The sequence below is a fragment of the Aureimonas sp. SA4125 genome (assembly GCF_019973775.1).
GTDB lineage: Bacteria > Pseudomonadota > Alphaproteobacteria > Rhizobiales > Rhizobiaceae > Plantimonas.
Genome location: NZ_AP025032.1, coordinates 4,226,592 through 4,250,089, shown reverse-complemented (window position 1 = coordinate 4,250,089; position 23,498 = coordinate 4,226,592). Strand labels below are relative to the sequence as shown.

Below are 23,498 nucleotides of genomic sequence, written 5' to 3'. Positions count from 1 at the left end.
ACATCCGAGAACAATAAAAAAACATTTTGCATCGCCGCATTCGAGTGCCTGCGGGGCGGTGGAAACTGATAGAAAGACACAGATACTAGAAAAATTGGCAGCCAAATATCCGGAAAAGCCGACCTTTCGCCCTGTTGCTCGCAGGTGCAACACAGGTTGTGGCTTTCGAAAACGTTTTTTCTGATGCTATCCTTCCCTTCGCACATACGCCGAACAAGAGCGACGGTGCGCTCATCAGGGAGGAATCATCATGGCATTTCGCAGGTCATCGACCCCCATTGGCATCCTGGCCGGCTTCGCCGCGCTGGTGCTCTCCGGCAGCGCGAGCTTGGCCCAGGAGCCCGTCGCCCTCACCATCGTCGTTCCCAACCCCTCGGCGCTAAACAATTTTCCGCTGCACAATGCGGTCGGCGAGGGATATTTCGAGGAGGAAGGGCTGACCGTCACGGTGGAAGCGGTCAACGGCTCGGCCTCGGTCCTGCAGGCGCTCGCCTCCGGCCAGGCGCAGATCGGCAATCCCGGCCCTGGACCCGTCCTGGCGGCGCGCGAACGCGGGGAAGAGATCGTTTTCATCTACAATCAATATCCCAATTCGATCTTCGGCCTCGTCGTCCCCGAAGAGTCGACCGTGAAGGATCCCGCCGAGCTCAAGGACCAGACGATCGGCGTGGGAACGGCGGACGGCGCCGAGGTGGGCTTCACCCGTGCGATCATGGCGGCTTCCGGGTTGATGGAGAACCAGGGCTACCAGTTCCTGTCGATCGGCGACGGCGGCACGGCGGCCGCGGCGATCCTCGGCAAGGAAGTGGCCGCCTATGCCGCGGCGGCCAGCGACGCCGCCATCATCGAGGCGCGCGGCATCCCCTTGCGTGAAATCACGCCGGACGGCTTCCTCAGCTATTTCGGTAATGGCTGGGCTGTCACAAAGGACTATCTCGACAAGAACGAAAGCGTCATCGAGCGTTTCGGCCGTGCCCTGGTCAAGGGAACGCGCTTTGGTCTGGACCCCGCCAACAACGAAAAGACACTGGCCCATGCCGCGGCGGCGAACCCGCAGGAGGGTGAGGACACGGCTCTCGCGGCCTTGCTTCTGGAAGCCGCACAGACACGGATCAATCCGCAGGAGCAGGTGCGCGGCAAGGGCTACGGCTTCCAGCCGCCCGAGCATTGGGAGTTGTGGCACAAGGCTCAGGTCGAGACCGGGGCGCTGAAGGCGCCGTTGGCCGATCTCGAGGCCGCCTACACCAACCGGTTCATCGACGGCTGGAACGCGCAATGAGCGCGGCGGCCGGCGCTATGGATCGCGTCGTCGCCGACGCCGGCCGCCCCATCGTCTACGAGCTGTCGCGCGTCACGAAGAGTTATGGGCGGGGTGCGATACACGCGATCGACACCGTCGACCTGACGCTGAAGCGTGGCAGTTTCTCGGCGATCATCGGGCCATCGGGTTGCGGCAAGTCCACGCTGCTGAAGATCATGGCGGGTCTTGTCCCTCCGACCAGTGGCCGGGTCGTGCTCAACGGCACGCCGGTCATGGGCCCCCGCCGCGACATCGGCATGATGTTCCAGCAGGCAACGCTGTTTCCCTGGCGAACGACACTGGAGAATGTCGTTCTGCCGATCGAGATCCGGGACGGCTCTGCGGCTGCAAAGGCGGGCCATGACACGGCCCGCGCCTTGCTCGACCTCGTCGGCCTCTCGGGCTTTGAGAACGTCTATCCCGACAAGCTGTCGGGCGGCATGGCGCAGCGTGCCGCGATCTGCCGCATGCTGGTGACAGACCCTTCCATGCTGCTGCTCGACGAGCCCTTCAGCGCGCTGGACGAGCTGTCGCGCGACTTCATGAACATGGAGTTGCAACGCATCTGCCTCGAAAAGGGCGCCACCGCCTTTCTCGTCACCCATTCGATCCCCGAGGCGGTCATCCTGTCTGACGTCGTCTATGTGATGTCGCCGCGGCCAGGCCGCTTTGTCGAGATCATCGAGATCGACCTGCCACGGCCCCGTACCCTCGACATGCTGACCGATCCGCAGCTTGCCGCCTATGTTCGCCGCATCCGGTCGCTTCTCGACGAAGGAGCTCTCCAATGAGCGAGTATTCCGCCACGGAGGTGACGGCTCCGGACACGGTCTGGACGGAACGTGCTTCAGTCATCGACCGCGTGCCGCGGCCTGTCGCCATGGCGCTGCTTTTCGCCGTGTTCATTGGACTCTGGCAACTCGTCCACCTTTTTGAACTGGTGTCGCCTATCATCCTGCCGTCACCGATCGAAGTGGCGGAGGACATCATCTTTGTCGGCACGAATCTCTTGTCAGGCGGCTACATGCTCGCTGCACTCTGGATCACCATCAAGGAAGTCATCTACGGCTTCATCATCGCCATGGCGATCGGCTTCTCGCTTGGGCTCCTGGTCGGCGAAACCAGCTTTGGCGAGAGGGTGGTCCTTCCCTATCTCGTCGCGATCGACACCATGCCGAAGGTCGCCTTCGCGCCGCTGTTCGTCGCCTGGCTCGGTTTCGGCATCTCCTCGAAGGTCGCGCTCGCGGCATTCATCGCCACCTTCCCGATCGTCGTCGCCACGGCGGCTGCACTGCATGTCGCCAGCGACAACTCGCGCATGCTGTTCAAGACGCTCGGCGCCAGCCGATGGCAGACGCTGTTCCGCATGAAGTTGCCGACCGGCCTGCCGCAGATCTTCACCGGGCTGAAGATCGCCTCGGTCGGCGTCATGGCCGGCGCCATCACCGGCGAATTCCTGGGGGGCGGCAAGGGTTTTGGCGAATTGATCCGCGTCGCGGCATCGCAGCTCAACACGCCGCGCATCTTTTCCCTGATCGTCTTCCTGTCGGGCTTGGGTCTGGCTCTGTTCTGGACCGTCGTGTGGGTCGAGCGGCGCTTCGTCTTCTGGCATAAGTCGTCGGTTGCAGGCGGTCCCGGTCTCTGAGGGCCGCCGAGAAAGGCGCGCGTCTATGATCTCACTGGCCCCCGAGCCGCCGTTGCAGAAGCCCTCCGACAAGACGACGTCGGCAACCCTCGTTTATCACAAACTGCGGCGCGACATCCTCAACGGCACGATGAAGCCGGGACAGAAGCTGCAGATCGACCAGGTGGCGCAGCGCTACGATTCCGGCATCAACCCGGTCCGGGAGGCGCTGAACCGGCTATCGGCCGAGCGTCTGGTCGACCGCCGCGACCAGCGCGGCTTCTTCGTGCCGCCTTTGACCCTCAGAGCGTTCCGCGAACTGGTGCAGTCGCGGTGCTGGATCGAGGCGCTGGCACTGGAGCAGTCGATCCTCAACCGGACGCAGGCCTGGGAGGACGAGCTGATCACCACCCACTACCGGCTGGATCGCGAGCCGGTTCGTCTCGCCGGCGAGGAGGGCGACAATTCCGCCTGGGAAGAACGTCATCGCGCCTTTCACAACGCGCTGATCGGCAACAGCGGCTCGTCGTGGATCACCGGCTTCTGCCACGACATGATGGACCATGCCGAGCGCTACCGCTTCGCCTCGATGTCCGGATCCTATCCCCGCCGCGATTCGCGCGAGGAGCACCGCGCCATCATGGAGGCGACGATCGACGGCGACATCGCCCGGGCGACGGAGCGCCTGACCGCACACTACAGGCTGACCCTCAGACAGCTCGAGGAACAGACCAGCGCGCCGGTGCCGGGCGAAGCGGAGGCGGCAGCCACGGACTGACACGCCGTCCCCGCGAGGGACGGCGGCAGCCACAGACAACGGGAGGAAACCACATGCGACCCAATTGGATGATCACCGCCACGGCGGCGCTGGCCGGCCTGATGGCGACCGGCCTGGCGGCAGCCCAGGACAGGCCGGCGCCGCGCGAGATCACCGTGGTGCTCGCCAATCCCTCGGCCATCAACATCACGCCGGTCTGGACCGCCATCGGTGAGGGCTATTTCGCTGATGAGGGGCTCAAGGTGACGATCCAGGCGGTGAATGGTTCGGCTGCCGTTCTGCAGGCGGTGGCCGCAGGCCAGGCCGAGATCGGCCAACCGGGCGCCGGGCCGACCATCAGCGCGCGTGCCAACGGGCTCGACGTGCAGTTCTTCTACAACCTCAATCCGCAGAGCGCCTTCGGCGTGCTCGTTCCGTCGGATTCGGGCATCGCCTCGCCGCAGGACCTGCGCGACAAGGTGATCGGCGTCGGCACCGCCGACGGAGCCGAGACGGCTTTCGCGCGCACGATCATGGCGGCGGCCGGCATGAAGGAAGGCGAGGACTACGAATTCCTCGTGGTCGGCGATGGCGGCCTGGCGGTCGCCGGGTTCAGCCGCGGCGACATCGACGCCTATGCGGCGGCGACCAGCGACGGCGCCATCCTCAACCAGCGCGGTCTGCCGATGGCAAACATCACCCCGGATCGGTTCCGCACCTTCTTCGGCAACGGCTTCGTGGCGCTCGCGCCCTTCATCGCCGAAAACCCGGATGTCATCGAAGGCTTCGGCCGGGCCGTGGCGCGCGGCTCGACCTTTGCGATGGACAAGGCCAACATCGAGACGGTGCTGCGGCACACGGCGACCGGCAATCCGCAGGAGGGCGAGGATCCGGATTTCGCGCGGGCCCTGACGGAAGCGATCATTGCCCGGCAGACTCCGCCGGACGGCAAGCGCCTGGGAGAAAACGACCCGGCTGCCTGGACAGCCTGGCACGACAGCCTGCTCGCCTCCGGCGACCTGGCCAAGCCGTTGCCCGATCTCGACGCGGCCTACAGCAACGATTTCGTGGAAGCCTGGTCCAAGGCCCGCTGATCGTCTTGGGCAGGTTTGGCGCCCCCGGCGGAAAGCCTGGAGCATTCGGGGCGAGGGGATTTGCCAGCCCCGGTAAAGCGGATCGGCAGCATCTTGGCACCGCGCCAGCAGAAAGCGCCGCGCCGCTTGCGATGCAGGGGAAAACCGCCGGCTCCGAACAAGCGGCACTGCAAGGCCTCCGCGCTATCGAGGCCGGGCGGCCCCGGCGGCGGCTGCAAACCGCCATCGCACGGACAATCAGGGGGTCGCACGCTCCGGCTCCCTGGTTTCATGGTCCAGTTCGTCGGCTTCGGCTCGCGTGCTGGGCCGCATGGCCTGCGATCGCGCCATGACGATCCGCCTTCCCCGCCCGGGTGTTGCAAGGCATCTGCCGCCGGACACGACGATCTCGCCGCGCGACAAGACGGTTTCCGGCCATCCGGTCACCGTCCGTCCGGCAAAGGGATTGTAGCCGGTCGCGTCGTGCAGGTCGTCCTTGCCGAAGGTGACCTTCCGATCGGGGTCCCAAACGGCGATGTCGGCATCGGCGCCGACGTCGATCCGGCCCTTGCCGGTGAGGCCGAAGATCTCTGCCGGGGACGTCGCTGTCAGCGCGACGAACTTCTGCGCTCCCAGCCGGCCGCCGCTGACCATCGCGTCGAACATCAGCGGCAGGCGCAGTTCGAGGCCCGGCATCCCGTTGGCGATGCGGTTGAAGGGCGCAGCCGCGCCATGGGCGAACTTCCCGGTCGCGTCCAGACGGTAGGGCGCATGGTCCGACGAGACCACCTGAAGCGCGCCGCCCTCGAGACCGGCCCAAAGCGCATCCTGATCATCGCGCCGTCGTTGCGGCGGGCTGCACATCAGGCCGGCGGCTTCCTGTCCGGCGAGGTTCAACTGGTCGCCGGTCATGAACAGATAATGCGGGCAGGTCTCCGCCACGACCGGAACGCCGCGGGCGCGGGCCGCCCGCACGATCTCGACGCCCTCGCGGGTCGAGACGTGGAACAGCATGATCGGTTGCCCGGTAAACTCGGCAAAGACGCACATCCGCGCCAGCGCTTCGATCTCGGCGGCGCGGGGATGCGACAGCGGGTGGAAGCGCGCTTCGGTCCTGCCGCTGTCCAGAAGCCGGCGGGTCATCCAGCGGATCAGGCCGTCGTTTTCCGCATGGAAGCAGACGAGGGCGCCGCTTTCCTTCGCCGTCCACAGGACGTCGAGGATGGCCTCGTCGGCAAGGCGCACCTTGTCATAGGTCGTGAAGATCTTGATCGACCGATGTCCTTCCCCGATCAGTTCGGGGAGGTCGCGCGCGAGGTTGTCGCCGGCAATGTCCGACACGATCAGGTGGAAGGCATGGTCGATCATCGCGCCCTTGGCGGCAAGCGCCTGGTAGGCGTCGACCACGCCGCGCAGCCGCTGCCCCGGATGCTGGGCGGCGAACGAGACGATGCTGGTCGTGCCGCCGCAGAGGGCGGACCGCGTCGCGGACTCGAATGTATCGGCGTTCATCAGTCCAGCGCCGGAAATCTGTTCCACGTGGCAATGGGTATCGACACCGCCCGGCATGACCATTTTGCCACGCGCATCGATGCGCGTTCGAGCAGCGCCGAGGTTCGAGCCGACAGCCTCGATGCGGCCTTCGCGGATGGCGACGTCCGCCTGCATGGTCTGGCTGGCTGTGACGACCAGGCCGCCCTCGATCAGCACGTCATGCATGACTTGTCCTCGCGGCAGTGGCCGAATATCCTCATCCCGAATACCTGCAGTATACACTTATTCGCAAGCGATTTCGTTTCGAGGCGAAACCGCGTAAGACCCAGAGAGGGCAAAGACCCGATCAAAGCCCAGGGGCCGACATGAACCAAGACAGACCGGTCGTGCAGACCCTCGGCCATTCCGTGCACGAACGCCTCCGGGGGATGATCCTCGCCGGCGAGCTGCCGTCCGGCACGCCGTTGCAGGAAAAGGTCTTTGCCGAGCGGCTGGGGGTCTCCCGCACGCCTGTTCGCGAGGCGGTCGCCAAACTGACGAGCGAGGGACTGGTGACACGCAGCGGCGGCGGCGTGCCGACCGTCAGCCGCATTTCGGTGTCCGAAATCATGGAGATCCTTCATGTTCGCCGGCTGCTGGAGAGCGAGACGGCGCGGCAGGCGGCAGGGGTCAACGCTTCGCCGGAGCCCTTTCTGGCGCTCAGGGGGCGACTGACCCAGTATCTGCAGGGAGCCCGTCCCAGCGTGACGGAATATGCCGATTTCGACGAGAGCCTGCATTGCCTCGTCGCCAAGACGGCCGGGTCCAGCCTTTTGACCGAGCTGGTCAAGGGATTGAAGCTGAAGACGCGGATGTTCGACAAGGGGTCCATTCCGGAGCGGTTCGAACCCGGCTGCCACGAACATATCGAAATCATCGACGCGATCCTGGCGCGGGATCCCGAGCGCGCCGAGCTGGCCATGCGCACCCATATCGAGAACGCCCGCAGCGCGATCCTCAACCACCTCTCCCGGCTGTTCTAGTTTCGCCAGGTATCCGCGTCGCCGACTGAGCGGGGGCTAAAAAAGCACTTGCCATTCTGTGTGTATACCGCTTGGATGGCGGGAGTATACGGAATGAGGTGCGACATGGATGCGGATGCGCGACCCGAGGGACCGATCCTCGGCATCACTTTTCTCTACTATCGCGACCTCGCCGGTGCCGTGGCCTTCTACGAACGGGTGCTGGGGTTCAGCCTCGCCATCGACCAGGGCTGGTCGAAGATCTACCGCATCACCGGCGCCGCCCATCTCGGGCTCGTCGACGAGACGCGCGGCATGCACCGCGCATCCGACCCCAAGCCGGTCCAGATCTGCATCCGCGTTCCCGACGTCGATGCGTGGCACGCCTTCGTCGCGAGCCAGGGCGTCGATGGCCTGAGCGAGCCGAAGAGCAGTGCGGCGCTGCGCATCCGCGCCTTCGTCTTCAACGATCCCGAAGGCTACCAGATCGAGGTTCAGTCGGCGCTCGACTGACCAGGTTCGCAACGAGACGGCGAAGGCCGGCGAGTCATTCCAGTAAGGAGAACGTCCATGACCCTACACCTCACGATGCGCCGTCTTTTGACCACCGCGACCCTGGCGCTGGCGCTGCCCTTCGCCACTCTGGCGGATGCCAAGGATCTGACCATCGGCCTGACCTCGGACCCGACCATCCTCGACCCCCAGGCGGGTGAGGAGCTCTCCAGCAACATCATGTTCTACCACGTCTACGACCCGCTGGTGCGGCGCGACGCCGACCTCCAGTTCGGCCCCGGCCTGGCCGAAAGCTGGTCGCAGAAGGACGAGAAGACCTGGGTGTTCAAGCTGCGGCCCGGCGTGAAGTTTCACAATGGGGAAACGCTGAAGGCCTCGGACGTGGTATTCACCATCGATCGCCTGAAGGCGTCGGTGATGTCCAACCTCTCGGCGAACATTGCCAGCGCGACGGCGGTCGACGATCTCACCGTCGAGATCGCGACGCCCGGCCCCTACGCCGCCTTGCCGAACGATCTGGCCGCCATCCTCATCCTGAACGAGGCCTATGTGAAGTCCGTCGGCGATGCGGAACTCGGCCTGAAGCCGATGGGCACGGGGCCGTACCAGCTGAAGGAATGGGCGAAGGAGGATCGTCTGACCCTCGAAGCCTTCCCGGATTATTACGGCGGCAAAGCGAAGATCGACACCGTGGTGTTCCGCCCGATCACCAATCCGGCGACGCGCACCGCCGCTTTGCTCACCGGGGAACTCGATGTCGTCCAGGATCTCGCCGTCCGCGACATCGAGCGCGTGAAGGCGGAGACGGGCGTCACGGTCCTGACCCGGCCGAGCCTTCTGAACATTCTCCTGGCACTCGACGTGCGCGAAAAATCACCGACCATCGCGCTCGACAAGAACCCGATGACGGACCGCCGCGTCCGCGAGGCCATCGCACGCGCCATCGACGTCGCCACCATCGACAAGGTGATCATGAACGGCCTTGCCACCGCGTCGCAGCAGTACGTGCCGGAGTCGCATCTCGGCTATGTCGACGGGGTCGATTTCCGCGCGATGTACCCGTTCGACATTGCCCGCGCCAAGGCGCTGATGGCGGAAGCCGGTTTCGCCGACGGCTTCGCGATGACCCTCGATGCGACCAACAACCGCTACGTCAACGACGCGCAGATCGCCCAGGCCCTGGCTTCCATGCTGGCGAAGATCGGCATCCAGCTGAAGCTCAACCTGATGCCGAAATCGAACTTCTGGGGCTATATCCGCGTGCCGTCCGACAATTCCAGCCTCATCATGTCCGGCTGGGACGTGCCGTCCGGCGACGCCGGTTCGATGTACGGCGCGCTTTACTACAGCCGGGACAAAAAGCCCGGCTATGGCGAGGTGAACCGGACCGGTTACACCAATCCCGAGGTGGACGCTCTCCTCGACAAGGCGGATTCGACGTCGAAGCTCGACGAGCGCGACGCCCACCTGCAGGAGGCGACCAGGATCCTGTTGCAGGACATCCCGATGGTTCCCGTCCACTACGAGCAGGACGTCTACGCCTCGCGCAGCGGGGTGACCTTCACGCCGCGCGTCGACAAGTTCATCTGGGCCTACGAAATGGACGTCGCCGAATAGTTGATCCCTTTGGCTCGGCGCCCCGCTGGGGCGCCGGGTCTTTCGGCTGAGGACCAGAAATGTTTGCTTTCACAGTCCGGCGGCTGGTCCAGATGGTCGTCGTCCTCTGGGCGGTTTCCGTGATCGTCTTCCTGATGATGACCTTCACCGGCGACCCGGTGTACATGGTCGTTCCGATCGATGCGACGCAAAGCGAGATCGACCAGGCGCGCCGCATTCTCGGCCTCGACCGCCCGATGATCGTCCAATACGGCATCTTCCTCTCCGGGCTGCTGCAGGGCGATTTCGGTCTGTCCTACGTGTTTCGCCAGCCGGCCTTCGGCCTGATCCTCGAGCGGCTCCCCGCGACGATGGAAATCGTCCTCGTCGCCATGGCCTTCGCGACCGCCGTCGCGATTCCGCTCGGCGTCTACGCCGGTGCCAATCCGGGAAAGCCCCTGTCGCGGCTGATCATGTCCGGCTCGCTGCTCGGCGTGTCGCTGCCGGGCTTCTGGGTCGGCATGATGCTGATCTGGGTGCTGGCCGTGGAATACCGGATCTTTCCGTCTTCCGGCCGGGGCACGGTCGGCACGATCTTCGGGGTCGAGACCTCGCTGGCGACGGCGTCGGGGTGGCAGCACATCGTCCTTCCCGCCGTCACCCTGTCGGTCGGCACCCTCGCCATCGTGCTGCGGATGACGCGCGCCGGCATGATGGAGGTGACGCGGCAGGACTACATGAAATTCGCCCGCGCCAAGGGAGTTTCGCGACGGGGCGTTCTCTACGGTCACGGCCTGCGCAACGCCCTGATCCCGGTCGTCACCATCTTCGGCCTGCAGCTGGGCGATCTCATCGCCTTCGCGACCATCACCGAAACCATCTTCGCCTGGCCCGGCATGGGAAAGCTCTTGATCGACAGCATCTACCGCGCCGACCGGCCGGTGATCGTCGTCTATCTGATGCTGGTCGCCCTGATTTTCGTCGTCATCAACTTCGTCATCGACGTTCTCTATACGTTGATCGATCCGCGCATCACGGTGAAATAGATGATCAGCGGATTTCTGGCATCGCAGATGGCGTTCAACTGGCGCCGGAACGTCTCGGCGATCAGTGGCAGCGCCATCCTGCTGGTCTGTCTGTTCATCGTCACGGCCGGGCCGTCGCTCGTGGCGCAAAATCCCTACGACGTCATGCAGCTCGAGCTGCTGGACAGCTACCTGCCGCCGGCCTGGCTCGACGGCGGCAGCACCCAATATCTCCTCGGCACCGACGGCCAGGGGCGCGACGTCCTCGCCGCCGTCGTCTACGGCACGCGGATCTCGGCGCTGATCGGGGTCGCGGCGACCCTTCTGTCCTGTGTGATCGGAACCTTCCTGGGGCTGATGGCGGGGTATTTCGGCGGCTGGATCGACGCGCTGATCATGCGGATCGCCGATATCCAGCTGTCGTTTCCCTCGATGCTGATCGCTTTGTTCCTGATGTCGGCCTTCGGCACCGGCATCGACAAGATCCTGATCGCGCTGACGGCTGTCGGCTGGGTCGTCTACGCCCGAACCGTGCGCGGCTCGACGCTCGGCGAGCGCAGCCGCGAATATGTGCAGGCGGCGCAGGTGGCCGGTCTTCGCAACCGGGCGATCATCTGGCGGCACATCCTTCCCAACGTCATGACGCCGCTGATCGTCATCGCCACGGTGCAGGTCGGCACCTTCATCCTGATCGAGGCCTCGCTGAGCTTTCTCGGCGTCGGCGTGCCGGTCACGCAGCCCTCGCTCGGCCTCCTGATCAAGAACGGCTTCGACGTGCTGTTCTCCGGGCTTTGGTGGACCTCGCTTTTCCCCGGCCTGATGATCATGGCGATGGTGTTCGGCATCAACCTGCTCGGGGACTTTCTCCGCGACGAGCTGAATCCGCGGTTGAAATAGGATTGCCGATGATGGCCGAGCCCCTGTTGCGCGTGCGCGACCTGCGCACCTGGTTCCACACCTTCGCGGGCGTCGTGAAGGCGGTGAACGGCGTGAGCTTCGATCTGGCCGCGGGTGAGATCATGGGGCTCGTCGGCGAATCCGGCGGCGGCAAGTCCGTGGTGGGATACTCGCTTCTCGGCCTCATCGATCCGCCGGGCAAGATCGAGGGCGGCACGATCGAGTTTGCGGGAGAGGATCTGGCCAAGGCGCCGGAGAGCCGTCTGCGCGAAATCCGCGGTCGTGAGATCGCGATGATCTTCCAGGACCCCATGACCTCGCTCAATCCGGTCCACACCATCGGTCGCCAGATGGACGAGATGCTGCGCCTGCATACGGATCTCGACAAACCCGCCCGCCGGCAGCGCTGCATCGATGTCCTGGAAACCAACGGCATTTCACGCGCGGCAGAACGTCTCGACAGCTATCCGCACCAGTTTTCCGGCGGCATGCGGCAGCGCGTCGTCATCGCCATTGCGCTCTTGGCCAAGCCGCGCCTCATCATCGCGGACGAGCCGACCACCGCCCTCGACGTGACCATCCAGGCGCAGATCCTTCGCCTCATCCGTCGCGAGATCCGCGATCAGGGGTCGTCCCTGATCCTCGTCACCCACGATCTCGCCGTCGTGGCCGAGATGGTCGACAAGATCGTCGTGCTGTACTGCGGCCGCGTGGTCGAGACCGGCCCGGTCCGGCAGGTGCTGGAAGCGCCGGCGCATCCCTATACGCGCGGTCTCATCGATTCCATCCCGGACCCCGACCATCGCGCGTCCCGGCTTCGGCAGATTCCCGGCACGGTGCCGGATGTCCGGCACCTTCCCACGGGCTGCGCCTTTCGCGCTCGCTGCGCCCGCGCGCAGATGATCTGCGCCGAGGTCGAGCCGCAGCTCGTCGCACAGCCGGACGGCGGGAGCGCCGCCTGCCACTTTCCGCTCCGGGCAGGAGAGGCGGCATGACGGCCATGCTCGACGTGCAGGACCTGCAGCAGGAGTTCCGGCTGAATCCCGGCCTGCTCGAGCGGATCAGCCTGAAAGGCGGCCGCCTGCATCTCAGCGAGCTGGTGGTCAGGGCGGTCAACGGCGTCAGCTTCTCCATCGCCAAGGGCGAGGTGCTGGCGATCGTCGGCGAATCCGGCTGCGGCAAGTCGACCCTGGCCAAGGCCGTGGCCCGCATCTACGAACCGACCGGGGGCTCAATCCGGCTGGAGGGCGCGGACATCGCCTCCCTCGGCCAGACGGCCCTGCTTCCCTATCGCTCGAAGATGCAGATGATCTTCCAGGACCCTTATGCCTCGCTCAACCCGAGGCAGAAGGTGCGCGACATCGTCGCCGAGCCGCTGCGCGCGCAAGCGGGCCTCTCCGCGCCCGAGGTTCGCGAGCGCGTCGCCGCGCTGCTGGCGAAGGTCGGCCTGAACGCCGAGCATGCCGGGCGCTATCCGCACCAGTTCTCCGGCGGCCAGCGCCAGCGGATCGGCATTGCCCGCGCTCTGTCTGTCAATCCCGGCCTGATCATCGCCGACGAGCCTGTCTCGGCGCTCGATGTGTCCGTCCAGGCGCAGATCCTCAACCTGATGATGGATCTGCGCGACGAGTTCGGGCTGGCCTATCTCTTCATCAGCCACGATCTGTCGGTGGTGCATCACATCGCCGACCGCATCGGGGTGATGTATCTCGGCTTCCTGGTCGAGATCGGCCCGCGCGACGGCCTTTTCGCCCGGCCGCGCCACCCCTACACGCGGGCTCTCCTGTCCGCCGCGCCCAGCATCAATCCGGCCCGCTCGCGGCCGGAAATCCTGCTGCAGGGCGAGGTTCCCAGCGCCCTCTCCCTGCCGAGCGGCTGCTGCTTCCGCAACCGCTGCCCCTTCGCCTGGGACCGCTGCGCCGCCGAGCGCCCCCTGCTTCGGGACGTGGGAGACGGCCAGTCCGTCGCCTGCCACCTGACCGACGAACCCGAAAGGGACACGCCGTGACCGCGCCGCTCGTCATCCTGCAGCGGAGGGCCGATCTCGTCGATCCGCACGACTGCACCGACGCCGCCGACGATCTGTCGATCCTCTCCGCCGCATTGGAGACGCTCGTCCGCCGCGTCGGGACCCACTTCGGCCCCGGTCTGGCGGAGAGCTGGACGGTCAGCGCCGATGCCTGCACCTGGGACTTCGTGCTGCGCGCCGGCGCCGTGTTCCACGACGGCACCGCCTGCGACGCGCCGGCCGTCGTGAAGTCTCTGCAGCGCATGGCGCGCGAGGACAAGGGTTATACGCTGGGGGCCCCGGCCGTGTGGCGGCAGTATCTGGGGAACGCGGCTATCGAGTGCGACGGATTGGCGCTCCGGATCCGACTGGATGAGCCCATGGCCGACCTTCTGGATGTTCTGGTGCAGGCTTTTGTCGTCTCCCCCGCCTGTCTCGGGCGGATGGACGCGGGCGAGCTGACGGCCATGGCCGGCACCGGACCCTACCGGATCGCCGGGGTTCGTGCGGGCGAGGTCCAGCTGGAACCGGCGTCCCTGAAGCCCGCGGCGCCCGGGCTGATCTTCCGGGCCATGCCGGACGCCGAAGAACGGGCGAGCGCCTTGCGTGAACGACGGGCAGACGCGGCGACGAACCTGCCTTTCCGAACGGTGCTCGGGACGGGGATCACGCGCGTCGAGGTCCTCAATCCGGTGGCGATCATCTTTCTGATGAATGCATCCGAGGGTCCCCTGACGGACAGTCGCCTGCGGCGCGCCCTCGATCTCGCCCTCGACCGCGAGGCGCTGGTGCGGGACGTGATGGAGGGCGGCGCGACGCCGCTTTACGGCTTTGTCAGCCCCGTCCACTTCGGCGCCGAGGCGACGGCGGCGCGGCCATCGGATCTGGCGTCGGCCCGCCGCCTGATGTCCGAGGCGGGATATCCGGAGGGGCTCACCCTCGGCGTTTCCTGCCCGACCCGCCTGCCGGACGAGGCGGTGCGGCTGACTGCGGCGCTGGCGGAGCAGCTGTCGCGGATCGGGGTCACGCTGGACGTGACCTATCACGAGGATCGCGAGGCCTACGCCCACATGGTCCGGCGCAAGGAGATACGCGACCTGGCGGTCTTCGATTCCAGCCCGCTGTCGACCTATCGTGTCCTGGCCGAAAAGCTCGATGCGCGGGTCAGGGGCTCGTGGTGGGAGGGCTACCACAATGGCGAGGTCGAGGCGCTGATCGACGCGGGCCGGCGCTGCCCCGATGACGCGGCGCGTGCGGCGATCTACCGGCGGGCGTTTCGCGTGATGCAGTCGGATCCACCCTGGCTGACCCTCTACAACCCCGTGCGCGTCGTCGGCCTGGTCGGTGAGCATCCGGATTTTTCGCTGGGTGTCGACGCCGTCCTCGATGTCACGCGATTGCCGATGGTGGCCCATGGCTGATCTCGTCATTTCCGGCGCGTGCATCATCACCATGGACGGGGAACGCCGGGTGATCGCCAACGGCTCGGTTGCCCTAGCCGATGGCAAGATCCTTGCGATCGGTCCGAAGGACGAAATCGACAGCGCGTACCAGGCCGCGGAGGTGATCGACGCCGCGGGCAAGGTCGTGCTGCCCGGGCTGATCGACGTGCACGCCCATGCCGGGCACGGGCTGATCAAGACCATGGGCATGGAGCAGGGCAACCACTGGGAGGAAATCTGCGGAGAGGTCTACACCACCGCCTCCCCGCCCGAGTTCTGGTATGCCGAGGCCCGGCTTGCCGCGCTGGAGCGCCTGCGCTTCGGCGTGACGTGCGGCGTATCGCTGCTCGGGGGCGGCGACACCATCATGCGGACGGACGATCCGCAGTACGGGTCGGCGCATTGCGACGGCGTCGCCGATATCGGCACACGGTCCGTCGTCGCCGTCGGCCCGACGCGGGCGCCACACCCCCGCACTTACGCGAGGCGCGACGCCGAGGATCGCGCCGTCCCCTATCCGGTCAGCTTCGAGCGCCAGATGGCGACCTGCCGCGATCTGATCGACCAGTGGCACGGCAAGGGCACCCTCAGCATCGCGCTGCTTTACCCGGTGCTGCGCGACGAGCACGAAGCCGAGATGCCCGCGGAAGTTTATGCGGAGGCGGTGCGCCAGGCGCAGGTGGTGCGGGCCCTGTCCCGGGAGCGGGGCGTGCTGTTCACGCAGGACGGGCACTGGCGCGGCTCGTTGCGGCGGGCGCAGGCGCTGGGGCTTCTGGGTCCCGACGCCCTCCTGTCGCACTGCATCGACCTCCATGACGACGAGATCGCCCTCTGCGCCGAAACGCAGACGCGGGTCGCCCACAACCCTTCCGCCATCGCCTCCGTGATGGGGCGTTGCCCCGCGATCGAACTGATGGAAACCGGCGCGGTGGTGGCGATCGGCTCGGATGCGACCGCGCCGGACCGGTCGGGCGACATGTTCCGCCACATGCAGCAGGCGATGCACTATCACCGTCGGCACTTTCGCGATCCGTCCGTCCTTCCTCCCGGCAAGGCGCTGGAGATGGTCACGATCGATGCGGCCAAGGCACTCGGGCTCGACAAGGTGATCGGTTCGCTGGAACCCGGCAAGGCCGCCGATCTGATCCTGATCGACATGCAGCGGCCGCATCTCCATCCCGTCAACATGGAGCCCTTCCGCGTCGTTTATTTCGCCAATGGCAACGACGTGGAGACGGTCGTCGTCGGCGGCAGGGTTCTGCTGCGGGGCGGCAAGCCCGTTCACACCGACCAGGCCGCAGTGCTGGCCAATGCGCAACGCGAGGCGGAGCGAATGATCGACCGTCTGGGGGCGCGAGAGATGCTGGCTCTGCCGGAAGGATTCTGGGGCCGCGCACGCTATCCTGCCGCGCCGGCATGAGGAGGGAAGGGGACCGATGACGATCTACATGATCAATCCCAATTCGAGCCGGACCGTCACCGACGGGATCGACCGGGCGATGGCGCCGCTGCGCGCGGCCAGTCCCGTGCCGATCGCCGCGATCCAGCTCGACGAGGGGCCGAAGGGCATCGAGACGCAGGCGCATGTCGATGGCGTGGTGATGCCGCTTCTCGCCAGGGCCGCGACACTGGAAGCAGAGGCGTCCGCCTTCGTCACCGCCTGCTTTTCCGATCCGGGTCTGGCCGCCCTGCGCGAGCAGAGCCGCCATCCGGTTCTCGGCATTGCGGAGAGTGCGATTCTGACCGCGATGACGATGGGACAGCGTTTCGGCATTGTCTCCATCCTCTCCCGGTCGGTGCCCCGTCACATGCGCATGCTGGGCGCGATGGGTGTGATGGACCGCCTCGCCGCCGACCTGCCGCTGGAGCTTGGCGTTGCCGAACTGTCGGATCGGGACCGCACCCTGGCCCGCCTGCGCGATGTCGCGACCTGCCTGCGCGACAGCCATGGGGCCGAGGTCATCATTCTGGGCTGTGCCGGCATGGCGAGCTACCGCGCGGAACTGTCCGAGATCGTGGGACGCCCGGTGGTCGAGCCCTGCGAAGCGGCTGCCGCCATGGCCATCGGGCGCGTGGCGCTGGCCAGAGCCTACCAATCGACAAGGGGACCCAACACGTGACCAGACTTACCGAAGCGGCCGAGGGCGTCTACGTCATCGCCGTGACCCCGTTCCACGCCGACGGTGCGCTCGATCTGGAAAGCACCGACCGCATGGTCGACTTCTACCTGGAAGCGGGGGCGACGGGGCTGACGGTCCTCGGCATGATGGGCGAGGCGCAGAAGCTCACGATCGAGGAATCGCAGTGCGTCGTCCGCCGGATCCTCGCGCGGGTCGGCGGCCGTGTGCCCGTCGTTGTCGGCGTTTCCGCGCCGGGCTTTGCGCAGATGGCATCCCTGACGCAGATGGTGATGGACGACGGGGCCGCCGGCGTCATGATCGCGCCGCCCTCGGCCGCCAGGACCGACGACCAGATCGTGTCCTATTATGCGCAGGCCGTGAGCTTTATCGGCGACGTCCCCTTCGTCCTGCAGGATTTCCCCCTGGTCACGTCCGTGCAGATGTCCGTGCCCGTCATCCGCCGCATCGTGAACGAGCTGCCGAGCTGCGTTTGCCTGAAACACGAGGACTGGCCGGGACTCGACAAGATCACGGCGCTGCGCGCCGACGGGGCCCTGAACCGCCGCATATCGATCCTCTGCGGCAATGGCGGAATGTTCCTGCCGGAAGAGATGCACCGCGGCGCCGACGGCGCCATGACGGGCTTTGCCTATCCCGAGATGATGATCGGCGTGGTGCGGCACGCCAAGGTCGGCGAGGCCGACCGCGGCCAGGATCTGTTTGACGCCTACCTGCCGCTCGCGCGCTACGAACAGCAGCCCGGCATCGGCCTCGCCGTGCGGAAATACACCATGGCGCGGCGCGGCATCATCGCCCATGGGGCCTTGCGCCGTCCGGGCGGCAGCCTGAGCGCCGCGTCGATCGCCGAGGTCGAGCGGTTGATCGCGCGACAGGAAAAACGCCTGAAGGAACTGAACTGATGGATCTGAAAATCAACGGCAAGCGGGCGCTCGTGATGGGCGCCAGCCGGGGCCTCGGACGCGCCGTCGCCGAAGCCCTGCTCGCCGAAGGGGTCGAGGTCATCGCGGTCGCCCGCAAGGCGGAATCGATCGAGGCCTGGGCCGGAAGCCGGCCGACCCTCACCGCCATGGCGGCCGATCTGTCGGATCTCGCCGCCGTCGACCGGCTGGCGGACGCGATTCTGGAACGGGGCGGGGTCGATATCCTCGTCAACAATTCCGGCGGCCCGCCGCCCGGATTGGCCGCGACGACGGGTCGTGGCGATTGGCTCGTCCAGTTCGAGGTGATGGCCGCAAACCTGTTCCATCTGACCGAAAGGCTGCTGCCGGGAATGCGGGAGCGCCGGTGGGGCCGGATCGTGACGATCGCCTCGTCGGGCATCGAACAGCCAATCCCGAACCTCGCGCTCTCGAACGGCATCCGCGCCGCCGTGGCGGGCTGGTCGAAGACCCTGGCGAGCGAAGTGGCCGTCGATGGGGTGACGGTGAACATCGTCATGCCCGGACGCATCCAGACCAGCCGCGTCGACGAACTGGACGCTGCGGCCGCCAGCCGCACCGGTTCCTCGGTCGAGGCGGTGCAGAAGACCTCCGCCGCCGCCATTCCCGCCGGTCGTTACGGCCGACCCGAGGAATTCGCCGCGGTCGTGGCGTTCATCGCGTCCGAACAGGCATCCTATGTCACGGGCAGCCGGTTGCGGGTCGATGGCGGGGCCATCCGATCGCTGTGAGCCGGCCCTGGCGGGCACGGCCGCTGTGCAGCCAGGTCGTGCCGTCGTTCCGAACGTGACTGCGATCCCGACCATGGGCTGACCGGAAACCGTCGGATCGGGCAGGAGATGCGCCGGCCCGTTCTGTCCGACCTCGGCGTCCCCAGCCATGAGCGTGCGGTGTGACGGCCGGCCCTGCGCCAAGGCCGTCACCCGATGCGGGCGTTCAGTGCTCCGGGAAGGAAGAAGAAGGGGTACCCGTCGCCGGCGAACGCGGGGTCGATCGCCGAAGAGGGCATGCCGAACCGGGAGGGATCGAGCGGCATGTCTCCTCGACTTCGCCAGGCAGCGAATGGCCTCAACGCGGAGATTCCGGCCCGAATGCCCCTGATCCAGCCTTCCTCCGAAGCCGGCTTGTCTGTGCCGGCGGCTCGGGCAAAGATGCGCCAGCGCCGGGCGGCGAGCGCATCTCGACCGGAATGCCGCGCGCATCAGGAGGGAGAGGGACGTGATGACCAAAGCGCGCATCGCCGCCGGTTTTATCCTTGCCATGGCCGTGGCCGCCGCGACCGGATCGCCGGTTGCCGCGCAAGATGCGGCGCCCGCACAGGTACCAGCGCCAGCACCTGCTCCGGCAGCCAAGGCGGGAGCCGCCGTGCCGGAACGCAACTGGCAGGTCAATTGCAGCGGCGACGGCGAGGCCAGGCGCTGCACTGTTCTGCAGAATCTCGTGGCCGATCAGGGCAAGGGCCAGCAGCGATTGCTGACGGTGATGGTCCAGCCCGGCGCGGACAATCTCCCGGCGCTGCTCCTGGCGCTCCCGCATGGGCTGTTCCTGCCCGCGGGGGTGCAGATGCAGATCGACAAGGGCGAGGCCCAGAAGCTGGTCATCCAGACCGCCGACCAGAACGGCAGCTATGCCGGCGCCGCCCTCGACGCGGCCCTGCTCGACAGGCTGAAGGCCGGCAGCGCCCTCGACGTGACGTTCCAGTCGGCGCAGCAGCAGGCGGTCACCGTCCCGGTGACGCTCGTCGGTTTTTCCGCCGCTTACGCCGACTACACGGCCGGCCGGGCGAGCGACCCGGCACCGGCTGGCACGGCCTCGGCTGGGACGGCCCCGGGTGGCCAGGCCCCGGGTGGCCAAGCCCCGGGTGGGAAGACCCCGTAGCGGCGCGGGACCGGACGCTTCTCCCTGGCGCCGCTCAGGCCGCCGTGACGGTTGCCGCCTCAGCCGCGCCGCGGCCTGCGGGAAGCCGGCGCGCGAGATCGCCCCATCCGGCCCGCGACGCGATCTGCGCGAAGAGGAGCGGCAAGGCGCCCTTGTGACGCAGTTCCGCGAAGACCTCGTCGGAGAGCTTTTCCGCAGCCGTCGTGTCGATGACCATGAAGTCCGTCAACGCGATCTTCGAGCCGCTCGGCAGGGTCATCGTCGCCTGGTTTTCGGTGAGAAGTGCGTGTTTGCGCAGGAGGTCGACGATCTTGCGCGTCGCGGCGATCTCGCGCTCGAAGGCTGCGCAAAAATCGAGGGCGTTGTCGGTCACTTTCGTCGGTTTGCCGCCCTCGAACAGTTTTTCGCCGCCGTCCTCGACGATGCGGCCGGCCGCGCGGTCGACACAGAGGGTCAGCCGATCCTGTTCATCTTCGGCCGCGAAGACGAACGGATAGCGCCGCACATAGGACGGAATGTACGCGCCCGGCTCCCACAAGCCCGCCGCGTCGACGAACAGGTTTTCGCCGGTCGAGAGGCCCAGTACCGCCAGCGGTAGGAACTCCCCGGCGGTGGCAAAGACGATCGGATAATGCCGCGCCGCGAAGGGCGCTTCCGCAGCGCTGATCGGCACCGACACGGCCCGCGCGGCGAAACGAAAATCCGGTTCCGGCTTCAGCCCGAGCAATCCGTGCCGCTCCGGCTGCAGGGCTTCCGGCCGCGTATAGAACAGCGGCAGTAGGGGCTCGGTCTGGCTCATCTCAAGCGTCTCCCGATGGTGGCCTGCCCGCTCGGCGGCGTATCTTTCGATGCCGCGTCGCGAACCTCTCCAGGCAAGTTGAGGGATAAATACCGGCGCCGCAATTGCCGGTATCGATGCTCCGCGCAAATCCGGTATCCTGGCGCGGCAGGGGCGAAGCGGGGTGGCAAATGGCGATGCTGACGACACTGGAATCGGCGCAGGCATGCGCGGGGGGCGCGTTCGAAGCGCGCATCGGCGGGTCTGTCGTGCCGCTCGTCCTCGACGCGGTGACGCCGCTCGGCCAGGGCCTGCGCGCAGACGGGATGAGTTTTAGCCTGAACTTTTCCGGGCCGGCTGCGCCCGCGCTCGCGCAGGGCACGGTGGCTCTCGCCCCCGTCGGCGAAGAGAGCGAGGGCACCCCGGTTTTTCTGGTTCCGGTCGGGCGGCAGGGCGAGCGCATGCTGTACGAGGCCATCTTCAACTGACCGGCGGGCGCAGGCCGGCGGTGTCGACCCTTCCGGGGGCGGCCGCGGGGCGCATCATCAGATCGTAGACGCCCTTGTCCTCCACGGTCGCAAAGCCGAGGCGGCGGTAGAGGCGCATGGCCGGGTTGGCCTTCTCGACATGGATGGACACCGGCTTGCCGCCGGCCTCCGCCGCGGCGATGACGCTGGCGAGGATCGCCCCGCCGAGGCCACGCCCGCGGGCTTCCGGCAGCAGCGCGATGTCGACGATGCGATGCTGGCTCGGCCAATGCGCCAGGATCAGCCGGCCGATCGGCCGGCCGTTCCGCTCCAGCACCCACCAATCCGCGTCGCCGTAGTACTGGACATAATGCGCATGCTGGGCCGCCGCCTGCTGGGCGAGGAACGCCGCCTGCATGGCTGCCGGCCAGCCCGACAGGGCCAGTTCCTCCGCTCGGGTCGACGCGTAGAGAGCGGCGAAGAAGACCGAGTCGTCGATCGTGGCGGCGCGGAAAAGCGTTCCCGGCGGCGCCGGGCGCGACATGGCGGCGGCCGTTCTCAGGCCCGTCTCGCCGACGTCCCGCGCCTCAAATGCTGTTCTGCGAGTCATCCCGCCTGTCCGCCGCTCACGGCCGCGGCGGAAAGACGCCCTGCAGCGCGATGCAGAAATAGCAGGTGAGATAGGGCTGCATGTTGTTGTGCGGCTGGTCGCCGCCGGCGGGCGTGAGCGCGGTGGGCGACATCGTTGCCAATCCCGCGGGCGCTCCGAAGAGAAGTCCCCCGGTCGATCGGGCGATCGCTTCGGAAGCGCCTGCGATGCGATCTTCGCCAACGTCGTTGTAGGTATTGAGCGCGTGGCTATGGGTCGGGATCTCCGACTCAAGCAAGGTGACGGTCTCCGATCCTGCGGTTTCGCCCAGATCATGCAGCGACAGGCCCGGCCCCTGACCGGGATGCATCGGCACGCTCCCTTGCATGTCCGGGAGGGCGAAGGTCGAAATGCCGTTACCGCCGTAGGTGGTGCCGAGGAGCGAAAACAGCGCCGTGTTCTGGGACAACGGCAGAAGTTGCCCGTCGCACCAGGCCCAGCCCTTGGGCGCGAAGTTGAATGGAAAGATACGAATTTCCGCAACGAAAGGGTCGGCCATGACTGCCTCTCAGGTCGGCGACGGGAAGATCCCGAACAGCGAGATGATGAAATTGACGCAAAGATAGGGCTGGATATTCGTGTGCGGCTGGCTGCCGCCGACCGGGGAGATTGACTGCGGAGAAAGCGGAAGCGTCGGCGGCGCGGCGTAGAAGGGCGTTGCCGTCTGCGGCGTTCCGATCACGTTGTTGCTCGGACTGGGCGTGTTCGTCGGGTCCGTCGACGCCAGCATCGGATGGCCGTGCGCGGCGATCTGGTTGACCGTCAGCGTTATCTCCTCGACGCCGCCCGTCTCGGCCAGGATGAAGCCGTTGCCCTGGTGCAGTGGCAGGCGCCCGCGCAGATCGGGCAGGGCGAACGTGCTCTGGCCGTCGCCGCCATAGGTCGTGCCGATCAACTGGAACAGCGTCTCGTTTTCCGAGATCGGCACGAGCTGGCCGTCGCAGAACATCCAGCCGAGTGGCGCGAAATTGCCAGCGAACATGCGGATCTCGCCGACGTAAGGCTGAGCCATGGCGGTCTCCTCAGTTCGGTGACGGGAAAATGCCCTGCAGCGCGATGCAGAACGACAGGGAGAGAAATGGCTGCATGTTCAGATGCGCTTGGCTGCCGCCGACATTTGCCACGGTCGACGGCTGCAGCGAAACCAACGCCGAAGCTGGACGATAGGCCTCGTAATTGGCGGACGTCGCTAGCATCAGCGCGGAGGAGGGTATGGCGGCCGTGGCGGTGCCGCTGGTGGCTTGCAGGACGTGCGTATGCGTCGGAAGTTCGGAAGTGGAAAGCGTGTGCGCCTGCTCACCGCCACGTTCGCCAAGCGTGTGTCCGGAGCCGACATGCATGGGCACCCGCCCCCGATAATCGGGCAAGGCAAAATTCACCCTGCCATCACCGCCAAATGTCGTCCCCAGCAGCGAGAAGAGCGCCTGGTTCTGATTGATCGGCAGCAACTGACCATTGCAGAGGGCCCATCCCTTCGGCGCGAAGGCGAAGGACATGAGGCGGATTTCGGATAGAAATGGCTCTGCCATAGGCCTCCCCTCATGTTTTCACTGTTCATTATATACGTGCTCGATCCAGAGTCTACCAAAGCTCGGGGGGTTTTGAATATAAATGCGTTCTGATGACGACGTCCATTGTCAAAAATATCGGTAGACAAAGAAGGGTAACTAATCGGAGCATTAAATTGCTGCGTAAAGGAATTTAGAATATTGATTTTACAGATAAATTTGGCGAGTTGTCCGATCGACGGGGTCTTTCAACGATGTTGCGGTTGCGGTGTTTCGGGTTGATGTCATTCCTACTCTCGATGCCGCTTGATGCATCCGACCGACGCCGCCGCTGACGATTGCGGCGGGGGACGACCGGGTTCCGCGCGTCGTGGACAGGGTCTTGCCGCGGACGTTCGCGCCACCGTTT

25 protein-coding genes are annotated in these 23,498 nt (G+C 66.3%); 19 read left to right on the top strand and 6 right to left on the bottom strand.

Annotated elements, in window-relative coordinates:
• The first annotated feature begins 250 nt into the window (after positions 1-250).
• The 5 genes from Sa4125_RS20065 to Sa4125_RS20045 are packed head-to-tail and all read left to right on the top strand — an operon-like array spanning position 251 to position 4,775.
• Entirely contained in the window at positions 251-1,279 is a 1,029-nt protein-coding gene (locus Sa4125_RS20065; RefSeq protein ID WP_224000974.1) for an ABC transporter substrate-binding protein, read from the top strand.
• Entirely contained in the window at positions 1,276-2,091 is an 816-nt protein-coding gene (locus Sa4125_RS20060) for an ABC transporter ATP-binding protein (RefSeq protein WP_224000972.1), read from the top strand. Before Sa4125_RS20065 ends, Sa4125_RS20060 begins: the two co-directional genes overlap by 4 nt.
• Positions 2,088-2,945 (top strand): ABC transporter permease, encoded by an 858-nt coding sequence (locus Sa4125_RS20055; protein WP_224000970.1) that lies wholly within the window; start codon positions 2,088-2,090, stop codon positions 2,943-2,945. The genes Sa4125_RS20060 and Sa4125_RS20055 overlap by 4 nt, the downstream gene beginning before the upstream one ends.
• A 25-nt stretch (positions 2,946-2,970) precedes the next feature.
• Positions 2,971-3,702 carry a GntR family transcriptional regulator gene (locus Sa4125_RS20050; RefSeq protein WP_224000969.1) on the top strand — a complete coding sequence of 244 codons (732 nt, stop codon included), beginning with the start codon at positions 2,971-2,973 and terminating at the stop codon, positions 3,700-3,702.
• Between the two features lie 53 nt (positions 3,703-3,755).
• Positions 3,756-4,775, top strand: coding sequence for an ABC transporter substrate-binding protein (locus tag Sa4125_RS20045; RefSeq protein WP_224000967.1), 1,020 nt, complete (start codon positions 3,756-3,758; stop codon positions 4,773-4,775).
• A 237-nt stretch (positions 4,776-5,012) separates the two neighbouring features.
• Here the strand turns inward: Sa4125_RS20045 and hydA are convergent, their stop codons facing one another.
• Complete coding sequence (hydA, locus tag Sa4125_RS20040) at positions 5,013-6,473, bottom strand: dihydropyrimidinase (protein WP_224000965.1); 1,461 nt, start codon at positions 6,471-6,473, stop codon at positions 5,013-5,015.
• Between the two features lie 140 nt (positions 6,474-6,613).
• Here hydA and Sa4125_RS20035 point away from each other — a divergent pair, with 140 nt between their 5' ends.
• The 13 genes from Sa4125_RS20035 to Sa4125_RS19975 all read left to right on the top strand — a co-directional run bounded on the left by Sa4125_RS20035 (position 6,614) and on the right by Sa4125_RS19975 (position 19,687).
• On the top strand, positions 6,614-7,270 hold the full coding sequence (locus Sa4125_RS20035) for a GntR family transcriptional regulator (RefSeq protein ID WP_224000963.1): 657 nt from the start codon (positions 6,614-6,616) through the stop codon (positions 7,268-7,270).
• A gap of 105 nt (positions 7,271-7,375) precedes the next feature.
• A complete protein-coding gene (locus Sa4125_RS20030; RefSeq protein WP_224000961.1) occupies positions 7,376-7,762 on the top strand; it encodes a VOC family protein in 387 nt (128 codons plus the stop codon).
• 57 nt (positions 7,763-7,819) lie between these two features.
• Positions 7,820-9,379, top strand: coding sequence for an ABC transporter substrate-binding protein (locus tag Sa4125_RS20025; protein ID WP_224000959.1), 1,560 nt, complete (start codon positions 7,820-7,822; stop codon positions 9,377-9,379).
• 59 nt (positions 9,380-9,438) lie between these two features.
• Positions 9,439-10,404, top strand: coding sequence for an ABC transporter permease (locus tag Sa4125_RS20020; protein WP_224000957.1), 966 nt, complete (start codon positions 9,439-9,441; stop codon positions 10,402-10,404).
• Positions 10,405-11,280: an ABC transporter permease gene (locus tag Sa4125_RS20015; RefSeq protein ID WP_224000955.1), complete on the top strand. Its 876-nt coding sequence runs from the start codon at positions 10,405-10,407 to the stop codon at positions 11,278-11,280.
• An 11-nt stretch (positions 11,281-11,291) separates the two neighbouring features.
• Positions 11,292-12,275 (top strand): ABC transporter ATP-binding protein, encoded by a 984-nt coding sequence (locus Sa4125_RS20010; protein WP_224000953.1) that lies wholly within the window; start codon positions 11,292-11,294, stop codon positions 12,273-12,275.
• The gene (locus Sa4125_RS20005; RefSeq protein ID WP_224000951.1) at positions 12,272-13,288 is read left to right on the top strand and encodes a dipeptide ABC transporter ATP-binding protein; all 1,017 of its coding nucleotides are present in this window, start codon (positions 12,272-12,274) and stop codon (positions 13,286-13,288) included. The genes Sa4125_RS20010 and Sa4125_RS20005 overlap by 4 nt, the downstream gene beginning before the upstream one ends.
• A complete protein-coding gene (locus Sa4125_RS20000; RefSeq protein WP_224000949.1) occupies positions 13,285-14,709 on the top strand; it encodes an ABC transporter substrate-binding protein in 1,425 nt (474 codons plus the stop codon). Before Sa4125_RS20005 ends, Sa4125_RS20000 begins: the two co-directional genes overlap by 4 nt.
• On the top strand, positions 14,702-16,150 hold the full coding sequence (locus Sa4125_RS19995; RefSeq protein WP_224000947.1) for an amidohydrolase family protein: 1,449 nt from the start codon (positions 14,702-14,704) through the stop codon (positions 16,148-16,150). The genes Sa4125_RS20000 and Sa4125_RS19995 overlap by 8 nt, the downstream gene beginning before the upstream one ends.
• A 16-nt stretch (positions 16,151-16,166) precedes the next feature.
• Positions 16,167-16,850 (top strand): aspartate/glutamate racemase family protein, encoded by a 684-nt coding sequence (locus Sa4125_RS19990; protein ID WP_224000945.1) that lies wholly within the window; start codon positions 16,167-16,169, stop codon positions 16,848-16,850.
• Entirely contained in the window at positions 16,847-17,770 is a 924-nt protein-coding gene (locus Sa4125_RS19985) for a dihydrodipicolinate synthase family protein (RefSeq protein WP_224000943.1), read from the top strand. Before Sa4125_RS19990 ends, Sa4125_RS19985 begins: the two co-directional genes overlap by 4 nt.
• On the top strand, positions 17,770-18,540 hold the full coding sequence (locus Sa4125_RS19980) for an SDR family oxidoreductase (protein ID WP_224000941.1): 771 nt from the start codon (positions 17,770-17,772) through the stop codon (positions 18,538-18,540). The genes Sa4125_RS19985 and Sa4125_RS19980 overlap by 1 nt, the downstream gene beginning before the upstream one ends.
• A gap of 490 nt (positions 18,541-19,030) precedes the next feature.
• Positions 19,031-19,687 carry an invasion associated locus B family protein gene (locus Sa4125_RS19975; RefSeq protein ID WP_224000939.1) on the top strand — a complete coding sequence of 219 codons (657 nt, stop codon included), beginning with the start codon at positions 19,031-19,033 and terminating at the stop codon, positions 19,685-19,687.
• A gap of 34 nt (positions 19,688-19,721) precedes the next feature.
• Here Sa4125_RS19975 and Sa4125_RS19970 read toward each other — a convergent pair whose 3' ends face one another.
• Entirely contained in the window at positions 19,722-20,693 is a 972-nt protein-coding gene (locus tag Sa4125_RS19970; protein ID WP_224000937.1) for a SapC family protein, read from the bottom strand.
• Here Sa4125_RS19970 and Sa4125_RS19965 point away from each other — a divergent pair.
• Entirely contained in the window at positions 20,657-20,953 is a 297-nt protein-coding gene (locus Sa4125_RS19965) for a hypothetical protein (RefSeq protein ID WP_224000935.1), read from the top strand. The two genes, Sa4125_RS19970 and Sa4125_RS19965, sit on opposite strands and share 37 nt — an antisense overlap.
• Here the strand turns inward: Sa4125_RS19965 and Sa4125_RS19960 are convergent.
• From Sa4125_RS19960 to Sa4125_RS19945, 4 genes are read right to left on the bottom strand one after another with little or no spacing between them, the layout of a single operon-like run.
• Positions 20,946-21,542, bottom strand: coding sequence for a GNAT family N-acetyltransferase (locus Sa4125_RS19960; RefSeq protein WP_224000933.1), 597 nt, complete (start codon positions 21,540-21,542; stop codon positions 20,946-20,948). The two genes, Sa4125_RS19965 and Sa4125_RS19960, sit on opposite strands and share 8 nt — an antisense overlap.
• A gap of 16 nt (positions 21,543-21,558) precedes the next feature.
• Positions 21,559-22,080 (bottom strand): tail fiber protein, encoded by a 522-nt coding sequence (locus Sa4125_RS19955; protein ID WP_224000931.1) that lies wholly within the window; start codon positions 22,078-22,080, stop codon positions 21,559-21,561.
• A gap of 9 nt (positions 22,081-22,089) precedes the next feature.
• Entirely contained in the window at positions 22,090-22,593 is a 504-nt protein-coding gene (locus tag Sa4125_RS19950; protein ID WP_224000929.1) for a tail fiber protein, read from the bottom strand.
• 10 nt (positions 22,594-22,603) lie between these two features.
• The gene (locus Sa4125_RS19945) at positions 22,604-23,110 is read right to left on the bottom strand and encodes a tail fiber protein (RefSeq protein ID WP_224000927.1); all 507 of its coding nucleotides are present in this window, start codon (positions 23,108-23,110) and stop codon (positions 22,604-22,606) included.
• Between the last annotated feature and the right edge of the window lie 388 nt (positions 23,111-23,498).